The following is a 7,990-nucleotide window of genomic DNA, read 5'->3' on the forward strand; positions in this document are numbered from 1 at the left end:
ACGCTATTATCGTTGCTGGGCCGCTCAAAGACATAGCAAGTGCGGCTGCTGGCAGCTTGTTTTAGGTGATAAGTCTAGGCGAAAGGGCAGCGCAAAGTGGATTTAGACTGAACCATGTTGAATCGGTAGCTTCGACCAGTTCAGAACTGATGAAAGATGCGCTCGCTGGTGCTTCTGGCCATCAATGGTTGGTTGCGGATGAGCAGCTGGATGGCAAGGGTCGGCGTGGCCGCCACTGGAATTCGCCTAAGGGCAATTTGTTTGCCTCTTTGTTGCTGAGTGACCCCGCGCCATCTGAAAAAGTCGCGCAATTGTCGTTTGTGTTGGCGCTTGCGTTACGCGACGCGGTTGTGGCCATCAATGAGCCCGGTGTTGGCCCACTTGACGACGATATTGAAGTTAAATGGCCGAATGATCTGATTATCTGCGACAAAAAATGTGCTGGTCTGCTACTTGAGGGCGGCATGAGGGATCGGTCGCGTTTTGTGGTGATTGGAATTGGTGTTAATACCGCCTCGCACCCTGACAAAACCAATCACCCGGCGGGTAACCTGAATGAATGGGGAATTCATACTTCGGTTGAGCATTTTTTTCCCTATTTAAGTGATGCGGTTGCGCTGCGACTTGAGCAGTGGGCGATGGGACAGGGTTTTTCGACCATTCGGCAAGATTGGTTGGCGCATGCCTATAAAGTTGGGCAAAACATGCGAATTAACACGAGTACCGAGAGTTTTGTCGCTCGACTAGATGGCGTCGACGCAACAGGCAATTTACTGGTGGACTATATGGGTCGGCCACGAACAATTACAGCGGGCGAAATTTTTCCGCTCGAAATGAAATTTGAAAGCAATAATAAATGAGTGATCAACTGGTTTTCGTCCCCCTTGGTGGCGTAGGCGAAATCGGCATGAATTTTGGACTTTATGGTTATGGTGCTCCGCAGGGGCGCAAATGGCTAATTGTTGACTGCGGCCTGACGTTCGCAAAACCTGATTTGCCTGGTATCGATTTGGTTATGCCCGACATTCGTTTTTTGGAAGATGAAGTCGAAAATATTCAAGGGCTCGTGCTGACCCACGCTCATGAAGACCATTATGGCGCGCTACTTGATCTGTGGCCATATTTGGAGTGTCCGGTTTTTGCTACGCCATTTGCCAAAGCAATGACGGACAGCAAGGCAAAGTCGAACAATTTTACAGAAACCGTACCGATTACTGTCGTTAAGGCAGGTGAAAAATTCAAAGCGGGTCCGTTCTCGCTTGAATTGATCAATGTTTCGCATTCGATTCCAGAGAGTTGCTCATTATATATCGAAACCGATGCGGGCAGGGTGTTGCACACTGGCGACTGGAAAATTGACCCGTCGCCTGTTGGCAATGACAAAACCAATGAAGCGCGGTTCAAAGAAATTGGTGATGATCCGCGGCCGTTGGCTGTGGTTGGCGATAGCACAAACGCAACCCGCGAAGGGTCTAGCCCTGGTGAGGGCGAAGTGGCCCAAACGCTCGCCGAATTGATTGCGGCTGCGCCGAAAAGGGTCGCAGTGACGATTTTTGCCTCAAATGTTGGACGAATGATTTCGATTGCACGGGCTGCGCAAAAAGCGGGGCGTCATGTGGTTGCCGCTGGGCGTTCGGTGCATCGGGTCAGCGAGATCGCTCGCGATCTGGGGTTGATGGGTGATCTTGAACCCTTTTTAGATCAAGATGCATTTGGCTATTTGCCGCGCGATAAAGTTGTGCTGATTTGCACCGGTTCGCAAGGCGAAAGCCGTGCCGCTATGGCGCGCATCGCGCGCAACGATCACCCGGTCATTACGTTGAGCAAGGGTGATCGGGTAATTTTCTCGTCTAAAGCCATTCCAGGTAATGAGCGAGACGTTGGCGATATCCAAAATATGCTGATTAATCAGGGTGTGGAAATCATTACCGATCGTGATGCGTTGATTCACGTATCTGGACACCCGCGCCGTGATGAATTGCGCCAGCTCTATGATTGGCTTAAGCCGAACACTCTGGTGCCAGCACACGGTGAAGCGCTGCATCTGGATGCGCATTTAAAGTTGGGCGAAGAGCTTGGTATTAAGAACTGTCTGAGTGTTCGCAATGGCGATTTGGCGCAACTTTACCCAGTTGCCAGCGTGAACAAGGGAGAAATCCCAAGTGGCAGGGTGTATCTGGATGGCGAAATTTTGTGTCAACCAGAGGAAAGCGGTGTGCGCGAGCGGCGGCGTCTTGCCTTTGGGGGGTGTGTGAATGTTTCACTTTGCATCAACTCAAAAGGACAGGTTGTAAATGCACCAGAATTTGAGTTGGTCGGCTTGCCCGCGCTTGTGGATGAAGATGGCGACTTTAGCGAAGTCGTAGAAATGGCTATAGAAGCCACTTTGAAATCCATGCCAGCTAAAAAACGGGCGGACAAGAAAGTGATTTCCGAAGCGTTGCGACGTTCTGTGAGATCTGAAATCAACCAGTTGTGGGGCAAAAAACCGCATGTGAAGGTTTTCGTGCACCGCATATAACAGGTCCGATAGGGGAATTATTATGGGTCTTTTGAGTTCAATAGCGCTGTATTTTGTACTCTGGTGGCTTTGCCTTTTCATTGCATTGCCGATCGGTGTGCGGTCGCCACATGAAGCAGGTGAAAAAGTCATCGCAGGGAATGAACCAGGCGCGCCGCTGCGGCCAAACTTGTTGAAGAAAGCTGCCTTTACGTCCGTTTTGGCGCTAGTTCTGCTGTATTTGGTGCGGCTGGGACTGGCGACTGAGTGGTTGCAGAATTACTGGAGCTAATGCCAGTAACGTATTGAAGGCAAAATAAAAGCAGAGCCGAAGCTCTGCCAAAATAGTGTCGCGACAATGCATTGGTCTTATACTTTTAACGGCAGCCAATGTTCCTCCCTTGACCTCGTCTGCGAGATGGGCTTGCCCTTTGATTTTTGGGCACTCCTCTTATTGGGATTGGACACTAGCAAGTGATTTGATAAGTGTCATCAACTTTTTGTCATCTTCGGGTTGTTTTTGTCCTGATTGGTTTACCGGGGTGCTTAATGGCTAAAAACAGGGTTTTGGCTTGATAAATGCGCCCAATTGGCGTTTTCTCGCGATTGAACCGTCAATTTTCAATATCCGAGTCGAAAAGAGCAGCTTTTAATATGCGCCTTTCCCGTTATTTTTTGCCCGTCCTTAAAGAAACACCCAAAGAAGCCGAGATCGTATCACATCGTTTGATGTTGCGTGCCGGCATGATCAAGCAAGAAGCGAGTGGGCTTTATGCCTGGTTGCCGCTTGGCTACAAAGTGCTGCGCAAAGTGCAAGCCATCATCGAGCAAGAGCAGAACCGGGCTGGGGCACACGAAATGCTGATGCCAACGCTGCAACCTGCTGACTTGTGGCGCGAAAGCGGCCGCTATGACGATTATGGCAAAGAGATGCTACGGATTGAAGACCGACATGGTCGGGATTTGCTTTATGGGCCGACGAACGAAGAAATGATCACATCGGTTTTTCGGGCGAATATCAAATCCTATAAAGACCTTCCCCTAAACCTTTATCACATTCAGTGGAAATTCCGCGATGAGATCCGTCCGCGTTTTGGCACCATGCGCAGCCGCGAATTTTTGATGAAGGATGCCTATTCGTTTGATCTGGACAAAGAAAGCTCGCTCAAATCCTATAATCGGATGTTTGTCGCCTATTTGCGCACCTACCGTCGGTTGGGTCTAACAGCCATCCCGATGCGAGCGGAAACTGGACCAATTGGTGGTGATTTAAGCCATGAGTTTATCGTTTTGGCCGACACGGGTGAAAGTGGCGTGTTCTGCGATAAGCAACTGCTCGATAAACCAATTCCGCCAATTGACGTGGATTATGAAGGTGATTTGAGCGGTATTGTTGATGACTGGACTTCGCTTTATGCGGCCACCGAAGACATGATCGAAATGGACAAGTTTGAGGCCGATGTGCCCGAGGACCGTCGGATCGCTGCACGGGGCATTGAAGTTGGGCAAGTTTTCTATTTTGGTGAAAAATACTCGGAACCGATGGGCGCAAAAGTGACCAACGCGGATGGTGAGGAAGCTGCCGTCCATATGGGATCATATGGCATTGGACTGACGCGCATTGTGCCGGCGATTATTGAAGCAAGTCACGATGATGACGGCATTATCTGGCCTGTGCCTGTGGCACCCTTTGAACTTGGTTTGATCAACTTGAAAGCCAGTGATGATACGTGCACCCAAAGTTGCCAGAAATTGTATGGCGAGCTGAAGAGCGCGGGCATTGATGTGCTTTATGATGATCGTGATATGGGCGCGGGCGGCAAATTTGCCACCGCTGACCTGATTGGTTTGCCGTTTCAAATGATTGTTGGTCCGCGTGGCCTTAAAAATGGCGAAGTTGAAATCAAAGATCGCAAAACCGGTGAGCGCAGCAATGTTTCTATTGATGTGGCCGCTGAGCACATTCGTTCGATTATTGAACCACTTCGTTTGGATACGATCTAATTTATGGCTAAAACTAGCGCGACGATGATTGAAAAAAACCGAGCATTTTCTCCGTTTGAATTTATGGTTTCATGGCGATATTTGCGCGCTAAGCGTGAAGAGACGTTCATTTCCGTTATTGCAACATTGACGCTAACTGGTATCGCGATCGGGGTTGCAACTTTGATCGTTGTGACTTCGGTCATGAACGGTTTTCGGGCAGAACTGTTGGACAAAATTCTTGGGCTAAACGGTCATTTTACGGTCTTTCCCATCGAAGAACAGTTTGAAGACTATGGTGAAGTTTTGCTCCGCATGGAAACTGTGGACGGGGTGCAGTCTGTTGTGGCGTTTGCTGAAGGGCAGGCGCTCGCGTCCGGTGTTGGGCAATCTACAGGCGTTTCTGTACGTGGCATGTCATTGCTGGATATCGAAAAACTTCCTTCGCTCAAAAACTCGACAATTTTGGGCGGCTTTGATGGTTGGGATGATAGCCGCGGCGTTGCTATTGGTATTCGGTTGGCGCAGAAATTGGGCCTATCTATCGGCGATCCGGTGACGATTATCACACCAGATGGGGTGGTGACGCCATTTGGCACCACGCCACAAATCCGATCCTATCCAGTGAACGTGATATTTGAACTTGGCATGGTCGAGTTTGACAGCTTCTTTGTGTTTATGCCGCTGCAACAGGGGCAGGATTATTTTCAGCTCTATCGGGACGTGCTCAAAGACGGACAGGAACCTCTGCCGCTTGACGCCACTGACGAGCAGATTGATGCGGCTTACGAGCGGATTTATCGCGTGAGTGCCATGGAGGTGTTCTTGGACGACCCGGACGCCACCACGGCCATGCGCGAGCCTTTGCAACTTGTTGCTGGTCGGCCGATGATTTTTACGGACTGGCAACGCCGCAACGAGACGTTTTTCTCGGCTTTGCAGGTTGAGAGAGTTGTGATGTTCGTTATCCTGTCCATGATCGTGTTGGTGGCTGTCTTCAATATTATTTCGTCGCTGGTGATGCTGGTGAAGGAAAAGAATGCAGACATTGCCGTATTGCGCACCATTGGGGCCACACGGGCGTCGATTATGCGGATATTTTGCATGACCGGGACCGCGATTGGCGTTGCGGGGACCCTGCTTGGGCTGGTAGTTGGGTTGGTGATCGCGGCAAATGCTGAAAGCTTGCGCGCTTGGGTCTCAGATACCATTGGTGTTGCTTTGTTCCCTCCGGAGGTGTTTTTCTTGTCGGAACTACCGTCGAAAACTGACCCGGTGGAAGTGGCGTTTGTTGTCGGCATGGCGTTGATCCTTAGTTTTGCTGCATCGCTTTATCCTGCGTGGCGGGCCGCGCAGTTTGATCCAGTTGAGGCGCTTCGTTATGGTTGATAAAAATGTGAAGCTCAGGCTTGAAAATATTCACCGCACATACGCGCAAGGCGCGGGTGAACTCAAGATATTGCAAGGGGCAGACCTTGAAATCTTTAGTGGCGAGATCGTTGCGCTTGTGGCCCCGTCTGGCGCTGGCAAATCGACCTTGTTGCATATATCTGGATTGCTGGAACGTGCCGATAAGGGCAATGTGACCATTTGTGATGTGCCAACAGATGATCTGTCGGATCGCGCACGCACGCTCGTGCGGCGACAGCATGTGGGATACATTTATCAATTCCATCATCTGTTGCCTGAATTCAACGCCACTGAAAATGTGATGATGCCGCAACTGATCGCTGGCATATCTGATGTTAAAGCCCGTGCGCGCGGCAATGAACTGCTCGAACTGATGGGATTGAATAATCGGGGCACGCATCGGCCCGCTCAACTTTCTGGTGGTGAACAACAACGTGTGGCCATTGCACGCGCATTGGCCAACGCACCTGGATTGATTTTAGCGGATGAGCCAACTGGCAATCTGGACCCAGAAACAAGCACGATTGTGTTCGACCTATTGGCAAGTACCATCCGCAACCATGATGCAGCTGGCTTGATCGCGACGCACAATTACGACATTGCCAAGCGCGCTGATCGGGTGTTGACGCTCAAAGATGGCCGTTTGGTGCCGTTTTCGTTTTAGCCAAAAATCTCTCAAATTCAAAAAGTCTGGATCGTGCGTCGTTTTTCGCACCACTTGTTGGTGCGTTTACCATAATCGAAGTGATTGTGGACGAGCTGTGGAAAGGTTGTGGACAAGAACAAAAGGAGAATATATAAGAACAAATAGGAAACATGGAGATAGAGCATGACATACTTTATTAAAGACGTAATGGCCCTTTGTTCAATCACAGCATTCAGCGCGGCAACGCTTTTTTGGCTTGATATTCTTTCCACCTTGTCCTGACAATTGTGTATGAAATGAGATATCGACTTGGCGCGGCGCAACGGCTCTCTTAAAAGTAGAGTATGATGATAAATGGTCCCGGCTTTATTCACTTACACGCTCACTCTGCTTATTCGCTGCTTGAAGGCGCGATTAAGCTGCCAAAGCTTATTGATTTGGCCATCGCAGACGAGCAACCGGCGCTCGGGATAGCAGATACCAACAACCTGTTTGGTGCGCTTCAATTTTCTACGATGGCCAGCGGCAAGGGTTTGCAACCAATTGTGGGTTGTGAAATTCCGCTGCAATTTGAACCGCCAGAAGATATTCCGGGTAAAGAACGAAAGAAGTTTGCCAAAGAATCGATTGTTCTGATTGCACAGTCCGAGAAAGGCTTTGGACATTTAAGTGAGTTGGTTTCGCAAGCCTATTTGCAAAGTGCTGATGGATTGGCGCAGCTGCATCTGGATTGGCTTGATGGCGAACTAACGCATGATCTCATCTGTTTGAGTGGTGGCCTTGAAGGCGGCATCGACCCGGCTTTTGCGCAAGGGTATGATGGTGTTGCACTTGAACGTCTGAATTCACTTAAGGAACGCTTTGGGGATCGTTTTTACATTGAGTTGCAGCGTCACGATATTGAACGTCAAAAGATTTCTGAACCGCAATTGATTGATTATGCCTATGCAAATGGTATTCCGTTGGTGGCGACAAATGAGCCGTTCTTTGCCAAGCCAGACGATTTTGAATCCCATGATGCTTTGTTGGCCATCGCCGAGGGCAGCGTGCTGGCGCAAACAGAGCGGCGCAAGCTCTCTCAAGAGCATTATTTCAAGTCGCGGCAAGAAATGTGCGACCTGTTTGCCGATTTACCTGAGGCGCTCAACTCAACCATAGAAATTGCGCAACGCTGTCATTTTTGGCCGCAAGAGCGTGATCCAATTCTGCCCTATTTTGCGGCACCTGCCCACTTGTCACCCGATGAGGCTGTCGAAGCCGAGGGCCAAGAGCTAACCCGGCAAGCCCAGGATGGTCTGGAGCGGTTCCTTGAGCAGATTGGTCCTGCTGAGGGGCTAACACAAAAAGTCTATCGTGACCGGCTTGCGTTCGAACTTGATGTAATTGTGAGCATGAAGTTCCCGGGCTACTTTTTGATCGTTGCTGATTTTATCAAATGGGCAAAAGATCAG

At 49.8% G+C, this 7,990-nt stretch carries 7 protein-coding genes; all 7 read left to right on the plus strand.

Annotated elements, in window-relative coordinates:
• Nucleotides 1–65 precede the first annotated feature (65 nt).
• Nucleotides 66–860 carry a biotin--[acetyl-CoA-carboxylase] ligase gene (locus ACJAZW_RS14495; RefSeq protein ID WP_415159348.1) on the plus strand — a complete coding sequence of 265 codons (795 nt, stop codon included), beginning with the start codon at nt 66–68 and terminating at the stop codon, nt 858–860.
• Nucleotides 857–2,521 carry a ribonuclease J gene (locus ACJAZW_RS14500; protein WP_415159350.1) on the plus strand — a complete coding sequence of 555 codons (1,665 nt, stop codon included), beginning with the start codon at nt 857–859 and terminating at the stop codon, nt 2,519–2,521. The genes ACJAZW_RS14495 and ACJAZW_RS14500 overlap by 4 nt, the downstream gene beginning before the upstream one ends.
• 22 nt (nt 2,522–2,543) lie before the next feature.
• The gene (locus tag ACJAZW_RS14505; RefSeq protein ID WP_415159352.1) at nt 2,544–2,792 is read left to right on the plus strand and encodes a DUF1467 family protein; all 249 of its coding nucleotides are present in this window, start codon (nt 2,544–2,546) and stop codon (nt 2,790–2,792) included.
• A 362-nt stretch (nt 2,793–3,154) separates the two neighbouring features.
• On the plus strand, nt 3,155–4,504 hold the full coding sequence (proS, locus tag ACJAZW_RS14510; protein WP_415159354.1) for a proline--tRNA ligase: 1,350 nt from the start codon (nt 3,155–3,157) through the stop codon (nt 4,502–4,504).
• 3 nt (nt 4,505–4,507) lie between these two features.
• Nucleotides 4,508–5,872, plus strand: a complete 1,365-nt coding sequence (locus ACJAZW_RS14515; RefSeq protein WP_415159356.1) for an ABC transporter permease — start codon at nt 4,508–4,510, stop codon at nt 5,870–5,872.
• Nucleotides 5,865–6,557, plus strand: coding sequence for an ABC transporter ATP-binding protein (locus tag ACJAZW_RS14520; protein ID WP_415159358.1), 693 nt, complete (start codon nt 5,865–5,867; stop codon nt 6,555–6,557). Before ACJAZW_RS14515 ends, ACJAZW_RS14520 begins: the two co-directional genes overlap by 8 nt.
• 326 nt (nt 6,558–6,883) lie before the next feature.
• Nucleotides 6,884–7,990: PHP domain-containing protein (locus ACJAZW_RS14525; protein ID WP_415159360.1), on the plus strand; the 1,107-nt coding region annotated here is incomplete at its 3' end.

It is taken from the genome of Maritalea sp. (assembly GCF_047634455.1).
Lineage (GTDB): Bacteria > Pseudomonadota > Alphaproteobacteria > Rhizobiales > Devosiaceae > Maritalea.

Excerpts from the sequence above, each read along its gene's own strand:
- ACJAZW_RS14500 (WP_415159350.1), top strand. The coding sequence starts at position 857 with ATGAGTGATCAACTGGTTTTCGTCCCCCTTGGTGGCGTAGGCGAAATC.
- ACJAZW_RS14515 (WP_415159356.1), top strand. The coding sequence starts at position 4,508 with ATGGCTAAAACTAGCGCGACGATGATTGAAAAAAACCGAGCATTTTCT.
- ACJAZW_RS14520 (WP_415159358.1), top strand. The coding sequence starts at position 5,865 with ATGGTTGATAAAAATGTGAAGCTCAGGCTTGAAAATATTCACCGCACA.
- ACJAZW_RS14505 (WP_415159352.1), top strand. The coding sequence starts at position 2,544 with ATGGGTCTTTTGAGTTCAATAGCGCTGTATTTTGTACTCTGGTGGCTT.
- proS (WP_415159354.1), top strand. The coding sequence starts at position 3,155 with ATGCGCCTTTCCCGTTATTTTTTGCCCGTCCTTAAAGAAACACCCAAA.